Origin of the sequence: Flexithrix dorotheae DSM 6795 (genome assembly GCF_000379765.1) — a bacterium.
GTDB lineage: Bacteria > Bacteroidota > Bacteroidia > Cytophagales > Flammeovirgaceae > Flexithrix > Flexithrix dorotheae.
This window is the reverse complement of record NZ_KB903437.1, coordinates 23,499-44,840: the sequence shown is the minus strand read 5'-3', so window position 1 is coordinate 44,840 and position 21,342 is coordinate 23,499. Positions and strand designations below refer to the sequence as shown.

Genomic DNA, 21,342 nt, shown 5'->3' with positions numbered 1-21,342 from the left:
TAAAGATATTTTTTCATGCAAAACTCCAGGTTAAAATTCGAATACATTTCCAAATCATTTATTAAAATGAAAAGACTTTTACTGCTCATCAGCTTTGTATTAGGCCTACAGGTAATTGCAAATGCACAAATGGCAGATGATATTGATGATGCTGTTTATATCTGTAATGAAATAATGGATGTATCTATGGATATATCATTTTTCCAGAAAGATGATGCTACTGATCCAAACCCTGCTTGTAGTGATGGTATTACCAATAGTGGCTGGTTGAAGGTAAAAGCAGTAGCTACAGGGAATATTACACTTAATTTTTTGGATATATCCGGAACTGATTTTTCTATTGCTGTTTACAATACTGATATCAATGGGAATATTGATTTTGTGAATCCACCTATTGCCTGTAAGGTAACTTCAGGGGGAAGTGATAACGTTACTTTTCCAGCAGTAGCAGAAGATGAGTTTTATATTTTAGTTGATCCTGAAGAGGGAAAAACAGGTTTTTTTAGAGTAAATGCTTCCGGATCAATTGAAAAGCCTGACTTAAGTCTTAGCTCCAGCCAATTAACAGATAATGGTTTTTTAAGTAGTTATGAAATCGAAAATAATTCTACTGCGAATGGAGATTTAGATGATTTTAATCTGATAGTCACTTTTATTCCAGCTGATGTGTCTTGTTTTGATACTGAAGGTTGGGAACAACCCACTATTATTTCAATAAATGGAGCTGCAACCAATACGGTTGTGGCTGGTTCAGAAATAGTTCCAAACTTTAAAATTGGGGACATTCTTGAAATTGGTTCTGATTTCCCGGGGGAATGGGAACTTACCCTGGAGCCAGTAAATCAGCAGTGTTATGCTCAACAAAGGGAAAAATCTATTACCAATATTACTGTGTTTAGATTATTACCTTATAGAACTACCGATAATACTTTTGCTGAACAGGTTTGCGGTGACGATGTATATTGTGACCAAAATCCAATAAATGAGTGGTATGCCAAAGCGGTAATACTTCCAGAAACAAGCTCAACTCCACAGCCACAAATTACACAATGGGATTGGGAGTTCTTCACAAAAGATGGAACTCCACTCTTTTCAAGAAGTTCCACTGTTTCAGGTGAAATAACCAATTATGATGGAAATGAACAAATTGGTTTTACCCTAACTACCACTGAAGAAGCACTATTAAATGGAATTGATTATGAAATAAAAGTAAATGTTGCTGGTACTAATGGTCCTGGTGTATATGAAAGCCTATTAGAAGCATACTCCGCCAATACTCCAACTTTAAGTGTTTCGAATCCAATAGTTTGTATTTCTGATATTAATGCGGCAAATCCATTACTATTTGAAGTTACCAATGCTCAAACTTTATCTCCTAAGCCTATTGCGGGGAATGTTAATTGGACTATTCCTACCGAATTAGGAGGAGGAGTAACTTCAGGAGATAACGCTGAAATCTTATCTTTTTTGGATAATAGTCTGTTGGAACCATGTACTTATACGCTTACTGCAGAAATGGCAGATGAGTTGGGTTGTACAGAAACAAGTACTGTAGATGTTACCATTGTTGCCCAGGAGGAAATTGCGATTACTGGTACTACTTCAATTGATCCGGCAACTGCCAGAGAGCAATGTGGTGTGACTGTTTATAAAGCTGGAGATAAGGTGAAGTTTGATTTTAATGTAGATAAAGTAGCCCCATGCCAGCCTGTAAATGTTACCGTAACTTATGGTGGAGCTGTAATTATGGCTACTGCATCCCCCCAGGTTGTTGAAACAGCTTCTTATTCTTTTGAAATCACTCATAATGGCACCAGTGAACCGGTTCAAATTGTGGCTGAAAAGGTTGACGAAACCTTAAGAGTTTGTAATACTGCATTCTCTATTCCTTTACCATTATTTTTGGAAGGAGGTCCTGAATTAAGTATTGCTGGTCCAATTTGTGAAAAAGATATTTCTACTTCAAATCCATTTCAAATTTTACTTGCAAATGCAGGTGATTTACCTTCTCCTGTAAAAACTACCTGGATAAATCCTCCCGGAACTGTTCTAATTCAGGATGATGTTTCCATTTCATTAACTGATCTTCCTTTTGGAACTTATAGTGTTGAGGCTCAGGTAGAATATGGAGCAGGTTGTTCTGATTTAGTGAGTATTGACTTTGAAATTCTTCAGCAAGCAGAAGTGGAGAATGTTAATATAGTAGGACCAACTGGAGATTGTATTAGTCCAAGAGGATTCCAGATAGGAGATGAATTGAAATATTCTTACAGAGTGTTTGATATTCCAACTGGTACGACTGTTACTATCCAAACACCAAGTGGTACAACTACGCCTCAGGCAATTTCCGGTACTGAGTTTACTGGGGAATTTGATATTACAGTTATTGATGAGCCATTAGAAGCAGATGGAATAACCTGGAATGCTGGAAAAATTATAGTGACCTCAGAAAATGGTTGTGAACAGGAATTAGACATTGAAATTCCAGTAGTACCGGCACCATTAAACATTACCCCCTTGGAGGATGAAACCATTTGTATAAATGAAAATTCAATAACACTTAATATTGGAGTATTATATTCAGAAGAAGATCCGGTGACTTTTGCCTGGTCTAGTAATGATATTGCCCTTCCTGCTGAAAATACGAATGCTTCTATAACGGTAGATGGATTAGAGGAAAATCAATCCTATGTCATTACTGCAACAGTTTCAAACCCTTTATGTACACTTACCAGAGACTTTACGGTAAATGTAAATACCACACCTCCAGCTTTGGTTTACAATGTATTGGAAGATCCATCTTCTATGCAAACCAATTGTAATAATGAAGAAGGTTTTTGTTTGGAACAAATGATTACAATTGAATATGGATCAAATACTGCTACCGAACCCTATAGTATTCTTGTAAATATTGAAGGTGAAGAAGAAGCTTTTGACTTTAATGCAGGTGATCCATTGAGGAAAATTTCCTATACAGTAACAGGAAACCCTGAACCTGTTACTTTAAAAATCTGGAACACTGCAGGCTCTGAAGACTGCGCTGTAACTGAAACTGTTGAAGTTCCTATCCTTCAACTGGTAGAAGTAATTGGAGAAGATGAGGGTTGTAATGGTTCTGTAATTAGAGAAATTGGAGTGACTCCAACTTGTAATGCAAGTGGGTTTACATTTGATTGGTCAATATCAGAACAAGAGCAACTAGAAATAATTAGAAGTAACCCTGTAAATAATGTACGTAATAATAAAGTCACCATAGATTTAACAGGCCAACCAGATGGTATCTATGAATTTAAGGTGGAGGTAAGTAATGGAGAATGTTCTCAGGTCGTGCCAATTAATATTAATTTCTCAAATAGTTTGCCTGATGCGATTGTCTCTTCGGATCAGGATAATCCAAACGGATATTGTGTAGATCAATTACAAGGAAATAAACTTGTATTATTGGAATTACAAAATATAAATGAAGATGCTAGCTCTTTAAGAATAGATTGGGGTTCAACCCCAGCAAAAAGCAAGGAATTACTTGGAGCAGATGCAGATTTAAATTCTGAAAGTATACCTTTAAATATACCTGAAGGAACTGCACCCGGGACTTATGAGTTTATTGCTGAAGTGACTGAGAGAAGTTCGGAAAATGAGTGTACTACAACTCTAACCTATTCACTAATAATATTTGATGAAGGTGATTCGATCTCAATTACATCTGAGTCTCCGGAAGTTTGTACTTTCATAGAAACTCAATTATCTGCAAGTGGGGGAAATTCATATACATGGTTCAAAGTAGATGCTAGTGGAAGTGAAACAGAAATTGGAACAGGCTCTACATTAGACTTATTCCCTGAGGAAGCAGGCACTTTTACTTATAGGGTTAAAGATTTACAAAATTCTTGTATAGAACCTGGAACCTTTGAATTGGTAGTTACAGATTGTGATTTGTTTGTGCCTAATGTATTTACGCCTGATAATGGGGATGATATTAATCAGACTTTTGAAATTCCAAGAATTTCCGGTAGAAACTGGACGCTTACGGTTTACAACAGGTATGGTGACCAGGTTTATAAAAATGTTAATTATGACAATTCATGGGCTGGGGAAAACCTTACCGATGGTATGTATTACTATCATCTGAAATCGAAAGAAGGAACTAAGGAGTTTAAGGGTTGGCTAAGGCTTTTAAAAGCTGGATCAAATGGTGATTCCAGATAATTAAAAATTGGAAAATGATAAAATTTGAGGGAGCCTACGGACTCCCTTTTTTTATGAGATAATTTATACTGAGAATAATTGGACTCTAATTAAGGCGATTATTCCAGTTTTTTGAGGCTCCTATGATAAATTATTGCCTTTTATTTACCTCAAAATACTTTATTGTATTAATTTGCAGCATATTTCATTTGTTAAGAATAAAATAAATAAACAAGTAAGATGAATATGTTTGCAAAAGTATTCCAGAGAAGAAACCACATTTATTGGCTTTCACTTCTAATTTCTTTATTTCTTATAGGTTGTGGACCGGGAAATAAAGGCGAGGAATCCGATGGCGAAAGTGCTGCTGAAGAAACTCAGGAAGAGATTTCTTTAGAAGACGATATCACTGTAGTAGATATAGCTAAAGAGGACTTTGAAAGGATGTTGAATGGATTGCCAGAACCTACAGCTGTTCCAGAAATATTAATGGAAACAGGAGCAAAATACAATGATGCCCTGCTTAACCCTGCCAGCAAAGCTCAGGATTATATGACTACCAATAATAAGGCTGCAATTAATCTTGGGGTATTATCGGCAGATTTAGGTTATCTGTGCGTATATGGAAAGACTCAGGAAGCTATCAATTACCTTTCTTCATCTCAGAAACTTGTGGAGCATCTGGGAATTGCCAATGCGGTGCACACTTCAGTAATGAAGAGGTTTGAAGCCAATTTATCAAACCAAGATACTTTGATTAGCCTTGCGAACCAATCTGTTGAACTGGCCAAAGAATATTTGAATGAAAGTGAAAGATTTGGAAATGCGGCTTTAATTGCCACAGGAAGTTTAATAGAAGGACTTTATATTTCTACAGGCTTGGTTGAAAATTACCCTAAGGACTTGCCAGAAGCTGAAAGAAAAGCTCATTTAACCGGATTGATTAAATCAATTCTTGATCAGAAGCAGGCTTTAGGAGATTTAGTGAATGTTTTAAGTGTATTGGGAGATTCTGATGAGGATGTTATCAAAACTAGAGATCAGATCAGTGAATTATTCAATATGTATGATCTTATTGGAATCCAGGAAAAAATGGAATCAGATCCTGATGCCCTATTAACTGATGAAACTTTGAAGGGAATTACAGCGAAAGTTGCTGAAATCAGAGCTGACTTCGTGAACTAATTCAATAAATATTCCATTCTAAATAAAGCCTGAAATTTGGATTTAATTCAGATTTCAGGCTTTTTGTGTCTATTATAGTTACCTTAAAGGTAGTTACAATAAGCACCTGTGCTATTATTTCTGAGAAATAGTAATCTCTCTATCAGTTATTTATGGCAGAATAATACACGATTAATTTTGAATTACTACTTAAATTCGGAATTGCATAAAATTTTACCCAGTGCCGGATATTTTTTCCATTTCATTTTTCAGTGTTAATAAACATCCGCTTAATTCAATAAGGAATTTGTTTTTATTGAAAAGGAACATCTTTCTTTATGCCTTCTTACTTTTTCTCCTACCCAGTTTTCAAGTCAATCTGTTTGCTCAAAAAATAACTTTATCAGGTACTGTTTTTTCTGAAAATAATGAACCATTACCTTTTGTGTTTATTATTCCGAATGATCAGGTTCATTTAGGTAAGCTCACCAGGTTTAATGGGAAATTTGAGTTTGAATTGGAAAATCCCATTGAAAAATTGACTTTGTTCCATCCTGATTATAAATCTAAATCGATAGCCACAGCACAACTGAAAAAGCCCCTAAACATTAAATTAGAATATTTTCCAGACCAGGCAACTGCCAAGGAAAATTATAATTCTGAAAAAGTATTGGGAATCGTTCGAAATATCATCGATAAAAAAGAACTGAATGTAGTTTATAAAAATCAACCCTTTAAATATGACGCCTACAATAAAATTAAAGGGGAGTTATTTATTTCTGATGATTCTTATCAAGAGAAAGAAAACCTGAAGAAACGGGATTTGAAATACCTGGATTACTATACGGAACAAAAGGATAATTATTTATTCCTTATAGAATCATTTACCGAAAGGGAATTTAAAAGAACGAATAGAGATAAAGAAAAAGTGATAAAAGTAAGGTCTTCGGGTCTAGAGGATGATTTTATCACTTCATTATTATCTTCATTTAAACCGATTACACTTTACGAAAATTATATTAACTTTTCTGGAAACAGGGTGAATTGTCCTTTAAACAAGGATAATATGCGTATGTATGATTTTGTGCTGCGTTCCATGAATAAAATTCTTGAAAAGGAGATTTATATAATTGATTTTTTCCCAAAAGAAAAATTCCAAAAAGATCCTTCCCATTATTTATCAGGAACAATTTTTATTGATGTTTCTTCATTCAAATTACTAGCTTTTTATATCCAAAACAACAATGACATAGACGATAGAAATGTAGAAATAATTCAGAAAAATTCATTTATAAAAAAGGACACAATTTTTCCAACCCATGTTTTTTTAAAAATCAAATTACCGGATTTTCCTTCAAAATATGTAGGTACCAGTATAATTAAGGATTCCTATATTTCTAAAATTAACCTTAATCCCGAATTTGAAACCTTAAAGGAAAAACTTGATTTTGATATGGTAGTGTTCGATAACTACATTGATTCTACCCATAATGCTTTTTGGGATATTAAACGAAAAGACAGTCTTTCAAAAAAAGAGGAGCTGACATATATTAATTCTTATAAAGACTCTGCAGATGATAGTTTAATTAAAAAGTGGTATAAGCTGGGTAAGGCATTCTATAAAGATCAATTGGCAGTGGATCTATTGGGAATTAACCTGAATAATCTATTTAGTCTTAATCAATATGAAGGATTAAGATTGGGAATGGGATTAACCACCACAGAAAAGATATCTAAAACTGTATCCCTGGGTGGATATGGCGCTTATGGTTTCAGAGATAAAAATTGGAAGTTTGGTGGGAATTTTAATATATATTTAAAAAAGTCCAAAGAGAATTATTTCCAGGTTAAAACCATGTTTGATTTGGAAGAACCTGGTTCTCAGCACTTCTTTGGCCAGAGTGATGATTTTTTTAGAAAAATCATGACTGAAAGGATGGATAAATACCGACTTAGTGGAATCTCTTTTTACAATGGCTTCATTAATAATACAAATGCCGAAATTTCTCTAAGTTCGTATTGGAGGGAACCAACTTACGAGTATTTATATGCTCCGGAGGCTGATACTGATTCTCTGACAACTCCTCAGAGGTTTAAAAGTACAGACCTTTCTATAAAATTAAGGTATTCTGTGGACGGTAATTTTTATGTTGGAAAAAGGCAATTGCTTACTTTCGGAAAGACTTTCCCGGTTTTATATGTTAATTTCACGAAAGGTTTAGATGGGGTTCTTGGAGGAAATTATAATTACACAAAATATAGTTTTAAAATTAATTACTCCTTTTTTGTTGGGAATTACGGCCAATCGGATGTTACTATTGAATATGGATCAATGAATAGCAATTTGCCTTATCCTATGTTGTTCAATGGCCGTGGAGGGAAAAGCACACTTAGTGGAATAATTGTAAAGGATGTTTTTCAAACTATGGATATCTATGGGTTTGTATCCAATAATTATTTCAATATATATTACCAGCACAACTTTGGGTCATTAATGTTTAACAAAGGGCGTTTCCGGCCAGAATTTGGTTTTGCCCTTAATGCAGGTTGGGGGCAGTTAAATTTAGAAAATCCTGAGGAAATCCATCAAAGGATCGAAATAAGTGATTATTCCAGAGGATATTACGAAACAGGGTTGTTGGTCAATAATTTGTTGAAAGCTAAAATTTTAGGTTTGGTAAAGGGAGGTTTGGGGATTGGTATCTTCTATAATTTTGGCTATTATGCTCAACCAAAGATTTATGATAATATGGCATTTAGAATTACTTATTTGGTGAGGGGAATATAAAAAGGGTTAAGCTGATTGAAACAAACTGCTTAACCCTTATTTTTATATTGTTTAGGCTCTTACAATAATTTTTCAACTACTTTATCCACAATTCCATATTCTACAGATTCAGAAGCATTCATCCAGTAATCTCTATCGAAATCCTTCATTACCTGCTCAGTAGTTTTTCCACAGTTTTCCGCAAGAATTCTTGCGCCCATTTCTTTTACTTTTAATATTTCTTTGGCCTGAATTTCCAAATCAGAAGCTCTTCCCTGCATTCCCCCAATACTAGGCTGATGAATCATCACCCGCCCGCTTGGCCAGATATACCTTTTACCTTTTTCACCTGCAGATAGAAGAATAGAACCCATTGAGGCAGCCAATCCCATACAAACTGTGGCAACTGGGGAGGAAATTAGTTTCATGGTATCATGAATAACCATACCCGAAGTAACAATCCCTCCTGGACTGTTAATGTAGAAGGTAATTTCTTTTCCAGGGTCTTTTGCTTCCAAATATAAAAGTCTGTTGACTACGCTTTCTGCGGATTCATCCATTACTGGTCCCCATAAAAAGACTTTCCTTTGCTCTAAAAACTGATTGTCAAACTTGGCACTATTGCCTAATTTTTCTATGATCTCTTCTAAATTACTTTCCATTTTTCCTATTAAGTGTTTATTGAACAGGATTTTATTCCTTGGATTACTTTAATTGCGAATTATACTGCTTATAATCAGGTAGTTGTGGCAATTGCTTAATTGGTTTTTTCTCATCAACTACTTTCATTGAATAAGTAATATTAATATATTAATTTGGAAACCCATAAAATGTTAATAAAAAATATGATCTTGTAAAAAAGACTATTCCTTTAAAGTAGTATTCACAACAATTTGGTTGTGCAAAGTTCTGTGAACCGGACATTTATCTGCAATTTCTAATAATTTTTCTTTTTCTTCAGGTTTTAATTTTCCTTCCAATTCTATTACACGCTCAATTTTATCAATTTTACTTTTATCAGTTTCACAATTTTTACAATCTTCCAAATATGATTTTTCATGACTGAGATGAACCTTCACTTCATCTAGGGGTATTTTTTTTCGATCAGCATACATTCTTAAAGTCATACTGGTACAGGAACCAAGTGCAGCCAATAAATAATGATATGGAGTAGGGCCAAAGTCCTTACCGCCAACTTCTTCAGGTTCATCAGCTGTCTGGTAATGATTTCCAGATTTTACATCAGTAGTGAATCCATCATTGGATGTTCTTGTAACCACCTGGGATGAAGTATGAAGGACTTTTTCCTCTGGTAAATCAAGGTACCTTTTCGCCCATGAAGCAATTAGACTTCCTGCAAAAACAGAATCTTCTTTTTTTGATAATATATGGTCGGCTCCATCAAGAGAAATGAAACTTCTTGGATGTTTTGCCGCCTTAAAAATTTGGGTAGCATTTTCAATTCCCACTATGGTATCATTGGGAGAATGGAGAATAAGCAGACCTGCATCTAAACTTCCAATATAATTTTTGGAATTGATAGATTCTAAATCCTCAATAAACTGCTGTTTTATTTCAAATGGCCGGCCTCCAATATTAACCAGGGCTTTTCCATTTGCTTTTATCTCATCCAAATTCTTATCAAACAAATGAGTGACATGCTCAGGATGAGAAGGCGCACCTATTGTAGCTACCGCTTTGGTACTTTTTATCTGATGCCTGGCTACTAAAACTGCAGCTCCTCCAAGGGAATGCCCAATAAGTAAAGAAGGTGATTTATACGATTTTTCCAGAAAACTGGCAGCAGCCACAAGGTCGGCTATATTTGAAGAAAAATTAGTTTCGGAGAATTCTCCTTCACTATTACCAAGGCCGGTAAAGTCAAACCTGAGTACACCAATACCCTGCTGAGTTAAAGCGCGACTGATATTACTAACTGCCATAAAATTTTTGTTGCAGGTAAAACAATGGGCAAAAATGGCGAAATTATGTGGATTGGTATCTAAAGGCAATTCCAATTGAGCAGAGAGCATTTCTGCCTTGTTATTGGGAAAGGAAATTTTTATAGTTTTCATGGATTAAAAAATTCAATTAATTTGAGGAAAAGAGCATTCCTTATGGTTTGGCTGAAACAAGTAAAACATTAAAATAATTCTAAAAAATTGAGTTTCTGTTTTTATCCTATCGTCCATCCCTTCAGGAATTTTGGAAAGATTAATATCAGATTCTAATAAAAATAATAAAATAAAAAAGGGGTAAACCCTTTAATTAATTATCTTGGTTGAGTTTATACAGCATAGTTTTAAAACAACCGGTATTTTTTTAACTTTTTGTAAATGGCCTTAATTGATGCATTTCTTGGTCCGCTTTATTTTATCATATTGGTGGTTATTGCCTTTCTGATCAGAGGAGTATTTACGAATAAAAAAAACAGAAAATATTTCATTCCTGCTCTGGTGTTAAAGCTTATAGGAGCAACGGTTTTTGGATTGATTTACCAGTTTTACTACGGAGGAGGTGATACGTTTAACTATTTCAATGCGGCAAAGGTGGTAATGGAAGCCTTTGGTGAGGACTTTTCTCTTGGTTTAAAAATATACTTTTTAGATGCTGGTGATTACACCTTCGATACTGTAAAGTATACTTATAGAACGTCCTTTTTCAGGTCTGGAGAGGAATGGTTTTTATCTAGAATGGCAGTAATTGCTGGTTTTTTGAGTTTTGGATCTTTTCTGGCCTCCTCCTACCTATTCGCTTTTTTTGCCTTTTTAGGCACCTGGAAATTATACCAGGCTTTTCTTTTAATTTATCCCAAATTAACCTTCGAGTTTGCACTCGCTATTTTTGCCATTCCCTCATTAGTGTTTTGGGGCTCAGGCCTTATGAAGGATACCATTACCCTTGGAGCTTTGGGTTTTTTTACACACGCTTCAATTTCTTTTTTTTCTAAAAAAAACGGGAAAATAAAAAATTTTATAGTAGTCTATTTTGCTGTCTGGGTAATCAGCGGCTTAAAAGTCTATATATTATTTACATTTTTGCCAGCTATGCTTATTTGGGTATATCTAAAACTCAAGGGAAGTATAAACAATCCAGTATTAAAATTTGTGAGCATCCCAGTTTTAATCTCTCTAATAGTATTATTTGGTTATTTTGCCATTACCAACCTTGCTGCGAATAGCGTGAAATACAACTCAGTAGAATCGGTAACTCATAGAATAGGCGGTTTTCATACAGACCATGGAAGCAGAGAATCAGGTTCTACTTATTCTCTTGGAACTATTGAATATACACCTGTAGGGATTCTAAAAAAAGCTCCAGAGAGTATTAATGTTACCTTGTTCAGGCCTTATTTATGGGAAGTAGGCAGTCCGGTAATGCTGATGACTGCTTTTGAAAGTTTAGCCTTTTTACTGGTGACTCTTTTTATCCTGGTCAGGTCAGGACCATTGAAATTTGTGGGTAAATTCTTTTCCAATCCAGAGGTAATTTTATGCATCGTTTTTACACTTTTACTTGGCTATATAGTAGGGTTTATGAGCCTTAATTTTGGTGCTTTGGCAAGGTTTAAAATTCCATTACTACCCTTTTTTGCCATGGCATTAATTATTATCCTTAAAGGAGAAAGGGTTAAAAAGCCAGGAAAGAAAAAAAAGAAAAGGATAATCGCTTATGCCAACTAAAACTATTCATTAAGGAATAAATTCCATTGGAATTCTAATAGAAGTTTTATCCCAAACAATAAATAAATCCACTCCCAATTTAGACTCCTCAAAAAATAAGGTAAGGGTACGAAACTGACCAGGAGCCTTATAAACAGGTACTTTAGTTCTTAATACATCATGACTAGGGTTGTATTTGTAGAGTCCCCACTGCCCTGGAATATCATTAAAAATAATGGTCCATTCGGCAGTATCTGGTATGGTAAACAGGGCGTAAGTTCCAGCCTCCAGTATCTGATCTCCAATTTTCACATTTTTCGTAATAGTTAATTCCGTTGCGTCATCATCTCCCGTTCTCCATAATTTCCTCCATGGCACATTGTAACCAAATGGATAGGAGGCTTCATATTTCATGTGAGCCCTTCCATAAGTGATTTTAGCGTAAAAATCACCTTTATTAATGTTAGCAAGTCCAACCTCACTTCTTCTTTTTTTGGGGTTAGATTGCTGGGAATAACAGATTTGAAAAACAAAAATTGAAAAAAACAGGATTGAAAATAAGCTCAAAAAATTTACTCTCATGTCTAAGTTGTGTATAAAATGCGTGTTTGTATAATTCTCTAATTCGATAAAATAATTTCTAGTGTTTTGGCTACAAAGTTTTTAATTGTTACAATCTTTTGGTGAAGGTAAATCAAATAATCAATAACTTGGTTATGGTTACACCAGGGTTTATTCGCATAGATTTACATTCAATTTACCCAAAATGCTTTCGATAAATAATGCGCTACCTTTTTCCCCTTCCAAAGGTGCCCAGGGAGCAAAGTTTTTATCAGTTCCAGGATCCCAGGGCCCGTCTTTTAGTTCATATAATATCGAGCCCTTTTCGAGGGAAATCAGGGTGTGGTAAGTCCCAGGACTAATTTCTGCTCCAAAATTATCAGATGAGGCATCCAATATTAAATGATTCGTAATATCACCATTTTCAGAGAATTCTACCACTAAAATTTTTCCCTTCAAAATTATGAAAGCCTCTCTTTTATCAGGATTTTCATGTTTGTGTGGTGCTACATAAGTACCGGGCTCCATGGCATTCAACATCCTGTGAATACTGTCCTGGCTTGTCTGATGAAAATTGAAATTTTTCCTTTTTCTTTCAGATGTTTGTGCTTCACCAATAACTTTTTCTACCAATAATTTATCTATTTTTATCATTATGGAATTTTTATTTCATGAACAGCCGAAAAAATACGATTTTTGGTCGATTAATTTGCTTTTGGCAAATTTTAAAATTTAAAGATAATAGTTGGGCTGAAATAAGTCATGAGAAGTGTAAGAGGAATTTTTTGTTTACCAGTTCTTTCTCTCAAAATCTATTATCAATACAATTACAAAATTTACACATATGAAACAACTTACAACAATTACAACAATCTTTTTATTGGTATTCCAGTTAAACTTATTTGCTCAGGAAGAAGCAAGAAGTAAATTTGAGAATACCATAACCGCAGAAGATTTGAAAGGACATCTTTCTGTGATAGCCTCCGATGAGTTTGAAGGGAGGGAAACAGGAGAAAAAGGACAAAAAATAGCTGCGGAGTATATCTCCAATTATTTTAAGGAAATAGGTCTGGAAGGTCCTGTGAAGGATGCTGAAAATCCATTTTTTCAAACTTTTACCTTATATAAATCTACCTGGGGAGAAATTAAATTATCTAATTCTGAAAAAGAATTTGCGCTTTACGAAGATTATTTTCCATACGGTAGTTTTCAATTCGACAATGAAACCTTGGAATTAGTTTTTGCCGGCTACGGGCTGGATGGAGAGGAGTATTCCGATTATAAGGATTTGGATGTCAATGGAAAAATCGTTTTGGTATTAGATGGAGAACCAAAAGCAGATGGCGAGGAAGGAGAAAAAAAATCGAATGGCTTTAATCCATTTAGCAAAATTGAAACTGCTAAAGAAAAGGGAGCCAGGGCGGTATTTTTTATAATGGAGGATGAAAATCAATTTGATGGCAGAAGCAAAATGATGCAAAAATACGGTGGGAGACCTTCTCTTTCATTTGATAACCCAACAGAAGGAACAGGAATATTTTTTACCACTTCTACCAAAGCAGCAGAATTATTAGGAGTGAGCACAAAAAAATTCGAAAAAACGGTAAATAAAATTTCCCTTAAAAAAGGGAGTTCTGCTGGAAGTTTAAATAATGAAATAACGGTTACGGTAAAAAGAACCAATGAGGAGGTTCGGACTGAAAATGTATTAGGATATTTGGAGGGAGGTTCTAAAAAGGAGGAAGTCATTGTAATTACTTCTCATTATGATCATATTGGAGTTAGTGGGGATGAAATAAATAATGGAGCTGATGATGATGGTTCGGGAACAGTAACAGTATTGGAGTTGGCTGAGGCATTTTCTAAAGCTAAAAAGAACGGAAATGGCCCCGAAAGAAGTATATTATTTATGACTGTAACTGGTGAGGAAAAAGGATTACTGGGTTCAAGATATTATTCTGAAAACCCTATATTTAAGTTAGAAAATACAGTTTGCAACTTAAATATTGATATGGTAGGTCGAGTAGATAAGGAGCATGAAGATAAACCTAATTATGTGTATATCATAGGTTCGGATATGCTCTCAAGCGAATTACACAATCTGAGTGCGGAAGTTGCAAAAAAATATGCTCCGGATTTTCTCATGGATTATAAATATAACTCTAAGGATGATCCAAACAGATTTTATTACCGGTCAGATCATTACAATTTTGCAAAACATGGAATACCTGTAATTTTTTATTTCAACGGAACCCATGATGATTACCACAGGCCCACTGATACAATAGAAAAAATTAATTTTGAGGTAATGGAAAACAGAGCCAGGCTTATTTATAATACGGCCTGGGAGATTGCCAACAGAGAAAAAAGGTTAGTTGTGGATAAGGAACCTAATGAATAGGAAAGATTAAAATCAAAAAAGGCTGAGAAATGAAATTTCTCAGCCTTTTTTGATTATTGATTAAGTCATTAAACTGTCATGATGTCCTTTTCTTTTTTGGCGAATAAATCATCAATTTTTTTGATGAATTTATCGGTAATTTCCTGAACGTCCATTTCCGCATTTTTTACTGCATCCTCAGAAACACCCTCTTTTAAAAGTTTTTTAATATGGTCATTAGCGTCTTTTCTAATATTTCGAATGCTAATTTTTCCATGCTCTGCTTCGTGTTTGGCTTGTTTTACCAAATCTATTCTTCTTTCCTCAGTGAGTACAGGGATGTTTAAACGAATAATTTCACCGTCATTTTGAGGGTTAAGGCCCAGGTCACTATTCATTATCGCTTTTTCAATTTCGGAAAGTAGGTTTTTTTCCCATGGTTTAATGGTAAGCGTTCTGGCATCAGGCGTATTAATACTGGCTACCTGGCTAAGGGGAGTTGGACTTCCATAATATTCTACCATTATCCCGTCTACCAGAGATGGCATGGCTTTTCCAGCACGAATTTTTGAAAGTTCATGATCTGTATGCTCTATGGCTTTACTCATCGATTCTTCTGCCTCTTCAAGATAAAAATCTATATCTTCCATAATATTTAGAATGGTTAATTAATTTTTTTGCTATAAAATTAAGGCTTTTATCTGAAAGCAAAAATTTAGCATCCCCACTTTTTGGTTATCGGTCTTATTTTATATTTTATTAATAATGATTGCAATAAAAACCAAAATTCAATTAAAAAAAAGCCTTTGCAAGTTTATTGCAAAGGCTTTTTTTTAAGAACAATAGTATTATTAAATGAGTGTTGAATTACATGGAAATTAAGGTTCCGACTTTCTCTCCCATAACCAGTCTTCTAAGGTTATCAGGCTTGTTCATATCAAAAACTACGATTGGAAGATCATTTTCTTTACAAAGTGTAAAAGCTGTCATATCCATTACGTTTAATCCTTTTTGGTAAACATCTTTGAAGGATATGGTGGTGAATCTTGTAGCATCGGGGTTTTTTTCGGGATCAGCAGAGTAAACACCATCAACTCTGGTTCCTTTTAACACCACATCTGCCTCAATTTCAATGGCTCTCAGACTTGCGGCAGAATCAGTAGTAAAATATGGATTTCCAGTTCCAGCTCCAAAGATTACAACTCTTCCTTTTTCTAAATGTCTTACGGCTCTTCTTCTAATAAATGTCTCGCAAATTTGATCCATTTTTATCCCCGACATTAAACGGGTATAAATACCTTGAGATTCTAATGCGCTTTGCAGGGCCATACCATTAATTACGGTCGCTAACATACCCATATGATCACCCTGAACCCTGTCAATTCCAGATTTTTCAGCCTGTATTCCTCTGTAGATATTTCCCCCTCCAATTACAATCGCAATCTGGATTCCGTTTTCTACAACTTTTTGAATTTCAAGGGCATATGTTTCTAACCTTTCAGAATCAATCCCGAATTTTTGGTCACCCATCAGGGCCTCACCACTAAGTTTTAAGAGAATTCTTTTGTACTTCATATAGTTGCTTATATTCTAGTTGCGCAAATATATAAAATATTAGACCATGCTTTAAATCATTATTAAGGATTGTTTGGTTTAAGGGGAATTATTGGAAAAAAATAAAGATTATCCCTACCGCCATTCTATTACAATGCCTCTTTTTTTGTCGTACATTTCCTTAGGTAAAACTTTGGAAATTTCATCCGATAAAATATTCAGAATATTTGATTTGGCATAGTTCCTCACGGTTACCAGACTTACCTCTCTCAATGGTTTGAAGTTTTTAAAATGTTTTATCCGGCTGTAGATGTTATCATTTTGTCCATTAAAAGCTAATTCAGGTAAAAGGGTAAATCCACCTTCGGTATCCACCATTTTTTTTAGAGTTTCCAAGGACCCACTTTCATATTGAAATGGAAGGTTATTTTCTGTTGAATTAATATTGGAACAAAGATTAATAACCTGAGACCGGAAACAATGTCCTTCATGAAGCATCCATAAATCAGGAGATGCGATTTCATTCAAATTAATACCATCATTTTGAGAAAAACCATGGTCCTGGTTGGCATATATCTTTATCTCTTCATAAAATAGTGGAGATTCAGTGATGTCAGCATCTTTGAGTGGAGTAACCAGAATACCAACATCTAATAGATCGGTTTTAAGTTTTTTTACAATATCCTCTGTGATAATCTCCTCTATTTGAATATTTATTCCCGGGTATTTCCTCACCACATTACCAATAAATTTTGGAAGGAGATATGGGGCCAAAGTAGGGATAATTCCTATTTTAAGCTCTCCGGTAATTTTCTCCTGAAAAGAATTAATAATTTCATTAATTTTTTCAGTATCTCTAAGAATTAATCTGGCCTGATCAATTACTTTACTGCCAATATCTGTGGGAATAACAGGATGTCTGCTTCTATCAAAAATAATTACCCCAAGTTGTTCCTCAAGTTTTTTGATTTGCATACTGAGGGTCGGTTGGGTTACAAAACATTTTTGGGCTGCAGTAGCAAAATGGCGATAGGTGTCCACAGCAATGACATACTCTAATTGTATTAGTGTAACCATTGAATTTGTTTTTATAAAAATGTTGACCTAGTATTATCCTGAAAAAATGGAGGAATCCATAAGTTCAGAATTTTTTGTTTTAGCACTTGTAGTTTCCCACAAGCACAAATTGTTAGTATGAATTACACTCCCATTTAAACCTGTAAAAAAAGATTATTAAAGAGTGTGAAATTTTTATATCTATTATTTACAAAAATAAGATTTATAAACCAATTTGAATCAGCCATAAGAAGGTATTTATGCCCTAAAAAATAAATTATTTCCAGCCAAAAGAGATTATCAACACTGAATTATATAATTTCAATAGGCTTATGTCGGAATCTTCATTTCATTTTTCTTAATGCTATAAAGTAATGAAAGAACTAAAAAATTAAGGAGATATCTGATCGTTAGAGATATTCTAATGGTGCAAGATATTTTTTTTAAGCGATTGTTATCCCAGCTATTTTTTAGTAATCAGAAGGAACAAGGAGGTGATTTTGTTCGAAAAAATGCCTTATGGAAATATCTTTTGCTTTATTTAATATTCACCTTTTACCATAATGGGGCTTCTTATGCACAGGAAAATTTAAAAAGAAGCAGGTGGGTAAAGTTCCAAACCCAACCAATTGTGTTGGATTCCCTAACATTAGTTCCTGATTCCTGGGAGATAATTGATTCAAGGCCTGAGGTCAGGCACCTTTTATCTGAGGTTTCCTTAGAATATGATGTGGATGCAAACCTGCTCTACATAAAAAATCCTGAAATATTAGAAGGAAATTTTCCAGATTCCATCCAAATATCTTACAGGGTTTTTCCTATTAATTTTTCAAAAGAATATTATAACCGATCTCAGGAAGCATTCGATACAGGTTTTTATAAAAACAAATTTCAGGATTTGGTAGAGGAGCAAGTTGTATATAAAAAGGAAGAATTATTTGCTACTCCAGGTCTGCAAAAAAGCGGAAGTTTAACAAGGGGGATTTCATTTGGCAATACCCAAAATGTATTTTTAAATTCTGCCTTAAATCTGCAACTTGATGGTAAATTGGCCGAAGATCTTGAAATAAAAGCATCTTTTTCTGATCAAAATGTTCCTTTTCAACCAGAGGGAAATACCTTACAACTTCAGGAATTTGACAAAATTTTTTTAGAGTTAAAACACAAAAACGGGGCACTTGGGGCCGGAGACATTGTGTTCAAAAATGGTGAGTCAGAGTTTTTGAGGTATTACAAAAATGTGCAGGGAGGTCAGTTAGCGATAAATTTGGGTGAGGGAAATGGAAAAAATTCAACTTCTACAGAAATAGGAGTTGCGGTGGCCAAAGGTCAGTTTTTTTCCTATCAGCTCAATGTAATAGATGGAGTGTCTGGCCCATATAAAATCTACGGACCAAATAATGAAAAGTTTATTGTCATAATTGCTAACTCAGAGAAAGTTTTTCTGGATGGTAAAATGTTAAAAAGAGGCTTCAATAATGACTATGTAATTGATTATAATACTGGAGAAATCACCTTTACCAATAAAGTGCTGATTACAAAATTTTCCAGGGTTAAAATAGATTTTGAATATGCTAATCAAAATTATAGCAGGGCTATTTTACAGGGTTCCCACCGTCAGAAAATCAATAACTTAGAGCTTTTTGTAAGTGCCTACCAGGAAAAGGATAATAAAAATGAGCCACTACTTTTTAATTTATCAGATGAAGATCGGGAAATATTGGCAGAAGTAGGGGATAGCACTCATTTAGCACTTTCTACGCAATCCGATACTTTAGAAGAATTTAGCCCAAACAGAATAATATATACCTATGTAGATACAATTGTAAATAGGGAAAGATTTCAAAATATTTTAATCAGGGCAGGTGAAGAGGATTTACCATTATTGAACTCTGCTTTTATTGAAGTAGGCTATGGAAATGGAAATTATGTATTATCCCAGTCAACCAGCAATGGTAGAATATATCAATGGGTAGCACCAGAAAATGGAATTCCTCAGGGAAATTTTGAGCCGGGGAAAATTTTGAAAGCACCAGATAAAAAGCAAATGGTTACTAGCGGAGTAAAGTATTATTTAGGTAAAGAGGACTATTTATTTGCTGAGTTTGCCATTTCTAACCATAATAAAAATTTATTTTCGGAGCTAAATAAAAAAGATGATACAGGAAGAGCATTTAAGGTAGGCTACAGAAATGCCGGAAGGAATGTTAATTTTCTGCCAGAATATAAATGGGTGTCTGGGTTAGACTTAGAATACAATGAAAAGTTCTTTAAACCAATTGATAGGTTTCGGCCTGTGGAATATAATCGATATTGGTCAGTCAACGAAAACAATCTTGCAGAAGATAAAATTTTAAATGCACATATAGGAATAAAAAAGGATGATAAAAATGAAATTAATTATCAGTTAGGTTTGAGAAATAGGCTGGGAAGTGTAAAAGGAAGCCAACATCATTTCATTTTTAATAAATCATTTAAAAGCATTCAGGTACTTTCGGAAGTATTTCTAATGGATGGGAATTTGGCTGAAAGCAGAACTCAATGGGAGAAAATAAATTTTGATTTATCTCTGCAAGGTTATAAAGTTATTCCAGGATACAATTTTTCAAGAGAGAAAAACAAGGTTGTGAGTAACCAAGTAGATTCTATTGTGTATTCTGCAAATAACTTTGATCAACATAGCTTTTATATTAAAAGTAATAAGAAGTCAAAAACTAAATTTAACCTTAATTATGATATCCGAAAAGATTGGTTGCCAATTGCCGGAGAGTTTCAGAATAGTAGCTTAGGTCAAATAATAAATTTTGATCTAAAGAGGACTGTAAACAGGAACCAAGTTAGCCTGAATTTGACCTATAGAAATCTTAAATATTATTCTGCAAATGATAATAATGAAGAAACAATTATGGGCAGGTTGGATTGGTCTACAAGTTTCTTACAAAAACACATTAAGTCTAATTTATCTGTTTTAACAGGCTCAGGAAGAGAATTGAAAAGGGAGTTTGTTTATATTTTGGTGGAACCAGGCAGAGGAACACATACCTGGAGGGATGAAAACCAGGATGGCATTCAGGACTTGAATGAATTTTATTTAGCCCTTAATCCGGAAGAAATGAATTATGCTAAGTTTTTCACCCCAACAGATGAATATATTTCTGCTTATACAACACTTTTTAATTATCGGTTAAATCTTGAATCCCCCCAAAACTGGTTAAATGCAGGGAGCTTCAAATCATTTTTTTCCAGGTTTTCAAATATTTCTTCGATTTTAATAAATAATAAAATTTCCAATGACGATTTAAAACAAAGGTTTCTTCCTTTCCTCTCCCAAATTCCGGAAGAAAGCATTATCTCTACCTCATCTAATTTTAGAAGTTCATTTTTCTTCAACAGGAAGAATCCTGTTTACGGATTAGAATTTCGAATAATTAAATCAATAAATAAACAGCTTTTGTTTAGTGGATTTGAAGAAAGAAATGTAAAAGAAGTATCCCTGAGTTATCGGTGGAATGTAAAAAAGAAATTCAATAATAAGGTCGAAATATTAAAAGGCGAGAATTTTAATAAATCAGATTTTTTATTGGATAGAAATTATAAAATAAGCAAATACCAAATCAGACCTGAATTATCTTTTCAACCCTCAAAAAGTTTAAGACTAACGTGCTATTACATTTTTAAGGATAAACTTAATACTGCACTTTCAAATTCAGAAGGGGAAAAGGCGAATTTTCACGAAAATGGACTTAGCTTGAGGTGGATAAAAGCAGCGCAACAATCTTTAGTGCTTGGGTTTAAAAGTATAGATATCAAGTATAAAGGAAAGGAAAATACTGCTGTAGGTTATCAAATGTTAGAGGCTTTAAGGCCGGGGCAGAATTTTACTTGGTCTGCCAACTGGATTCAAAAGCTAACTAACGGATTACAGTTAAATATTTCCTATTCAGGAAGAAAATCTCCAAATGTAGATATTGTACATTTAGGAAGAATGCAGGTTACAGCTCTGTTTTAGAAAA

General features: G+C 34.2%; 13 protein-coding genes. 6 read left to right on the top strand and 7 right to left on the bottom strand.

Going from position 1 to position 21,342, the window contains the following annotated elements; translation table 11 throughout:
* Nucleotides 1-66: 66 nt before the first annotated feature.
* The 3 genes from A3EM_RS0111780 (at nucleotide 67) to A3EM_RS0111770 (ending at nucleotide 8,137) form a co-directional block, all read left to right on the top strand.
* Entirely contained in the window at nucleotides 67-4,206 is a 4,140-nt protein-coding gene (locus tag A3EM_RS0111780; RefSeq protein ID WP_157637849.1) for a T9SS type B sorting domain-containing protein, read from the top strand.
* A gap of 219 nt (nucleotides 4,207-4,425) precedes the next feature.
* Entirely contained in the window at nucleotides 4,426-5,370 is a 945-nt protein-coding gene (locus tag A3EM_RS0111775; protein WP_211211962.1) for a hypothetical protein, read from the top strand.
* Between the two features lie 295 nt (nucleotides 5,371-5,665).
* Nucleotides 5,666-8,137 (top strand): DUF5686 family protein, encoded by a 2,472-nt coding sequence (locus A3EM_RS0111770; protein WP_157637848.1) that lies wholly within the window; start codon nucleotides 5,666-5,668, stop codon nucleotides 8,135-8,137.
* A gap of 59 nt (nucleotides 8,138-8,196) precedes the next feature.
* Here the strand turns inward: A3EM_RS0111770 and A3EM_RS0111765 are convergent, their stop codons facing one another.
* Both A3EM_RS0111765 and A3EM_RS0111755 read right to left on the bottom strand, forming a co-directional pair.
* Nucleotides 8,197-8,778, bottom strand: coding sequence for a ClpP family protease (locus A3EM_RS0111765; RefSeq protein ID WP_020528413.1), 582 nt, complete (start codon nucleotides 8,776-8,778; stop codon nucleotides 8,197-8,199).
* A 201-nt stretch (nucleotides 8,779-8,979) separates the two neighbouring features.
* Nucleotides 8,980-10,191: a bifunctional alpha/beta hydrolase/OsmC family protein gene (locus tag A3EM_RS0111755; protein WP_020528412.1), complete on the bottom strand. Its 1,212-nt coding sequence runs from the start codon at nucleotides 10,189-10,191 to the stop codon at nucleotides 8,980-8,982.
* A gap of 261 nt (nucleotides 10,192-10,452) precedes the next feature.
* Here A3EM_RS0111755 and A3EM_RS0111750 point away from each other — a divergent pair, with 261 nt between their 5' ends.
* A complete protein-coding gene (locus tag A3EM_RS0111750; RefSeq protein ID WP_020528411.1) occupies nucleotides 10,453-11,799 on the top strand; it encodes a hypothetical protein in 1,347 nt (448 codons plus the stop codon).
* 9 nt (nucleotides 11,800-11,808) lie between these two features.
* Here the strand turns inward: A3EM_RS0111750 and A3EM_RS42175 are convergent, their stop codons facing one another.
* Both A3EM_RS42175 and A3EM_RS0111740 read right to left on the bottom strand, forming a co-directional pair.
* Nucleotides 11,809-12,360, bottom strand: a complete 552-nt coding sequence (locus tag A3EM_RS42175) for a DUF2911 domain-containing protein (RefSeq protein WP_020528410.1) — start codon at nucleotides 12,358-12,360, stop codon at nucleotides 11,809-11,811.
* Between the two features lie 150 nt (nucleotides 12,361-12,510).
* Nucleotides 12,511-12,993, bottom strand: a complete 483-nt coding sequence (locus tag A3EM_RS0111740; RefSeq protein WP_020528409.1) for a WbuC family cupin fold metalloprotein — start codon at nucleotides 12,991-12,993, stop codon at nucleotides 12,511-12,513.
* 190 nt (nucleotides 12,994-13,183) lie between these two features.
* Here A3EM_RS0111740 and A3EM_RS0111735 point away from each other — a divergent pair, with 190 nt between their 5' ends.
* Nucleotides 13,184-14,740: a M28 family peptidase gene (locus A3EM_RS0111735; protein ID WP_020528408.1), complete on the top strand. Its 1,557-nt coding sequence runs from the start codon at nucleotides 13,184-13,186 to the stop codon at nucleotides 14,738-14,740.
* A gap of 68 nt (nucleotides 14,741-14,808) precedes the next feature.
* Here A3EM_RS0111735 and frr read toward each other — a convergent pair whose 3' ends face one another.
* The 3 genes from frr to A3EM_RS0111720 all read right to left on the bottom strand — a co-directional run bounded on the left by frr (nucleotide 14,809) and on the right by A3EM_RS0111720 (nucleotide 17,350).
* Nucleotides 14,809-15,369, bottom strand: a complete 561-nt coding sequence (gene frr / locus A3EM_RS0111730) for a ribosome recycling factor (RefSeq protein ID WP_020528407.1) — start codon at nucleotides 15,367-15,369, stop codon at nucleotides 14,809-14,811.
* 217 nt (nucleotides 15,370-15,586) lie between these two features.
* Nucleotides 15,587-16,294: a UMP kinase gene (gene pyrH, locus A3EM_RS0111725; RefSeq protein WP_020528406.1), complete on the bottom strand. Its 708-nt coding sequence runs from the start codon at nucleotides 16,292-16,294 to the stop codon at nucleotides 15,587-15,589.
* A gap of 114 nt (nucleotides 16,295-16,408) precedes the next feature.
* Nucleotides 16,409-17,350: a hydrogen peroxide-inducible genes activator gene (locus A3EM_RS0111720; protein WP_020528405.1), complete on the bottom strand. Its 942-nt coding sequence runs from the start codon at nucleotides 17,348-17,350 to the stop codon at nucleotides 16,409-16,411.
* Nucleotides 17,351-17,753: 403 nt separating this feature from the next.
* Here A3EM_RS0111720 and A3EM_RS0111715 point away from each other — a divergent pair, with 403 nt between their 5' ends.
* Complete coding sequence (locus A3EM_RS0111715) at nucleotides 17,754-21,338, top strand: hypothetical protein (RefSeq protein WP_020528404.1); 3,585 nt, start codon at nucleotides 17,754-17,756, stop codon at nucleotides 21,336-21,338.
* Nucleotides 21,339-21,342 lie beyond the last annotated feature (4 nt).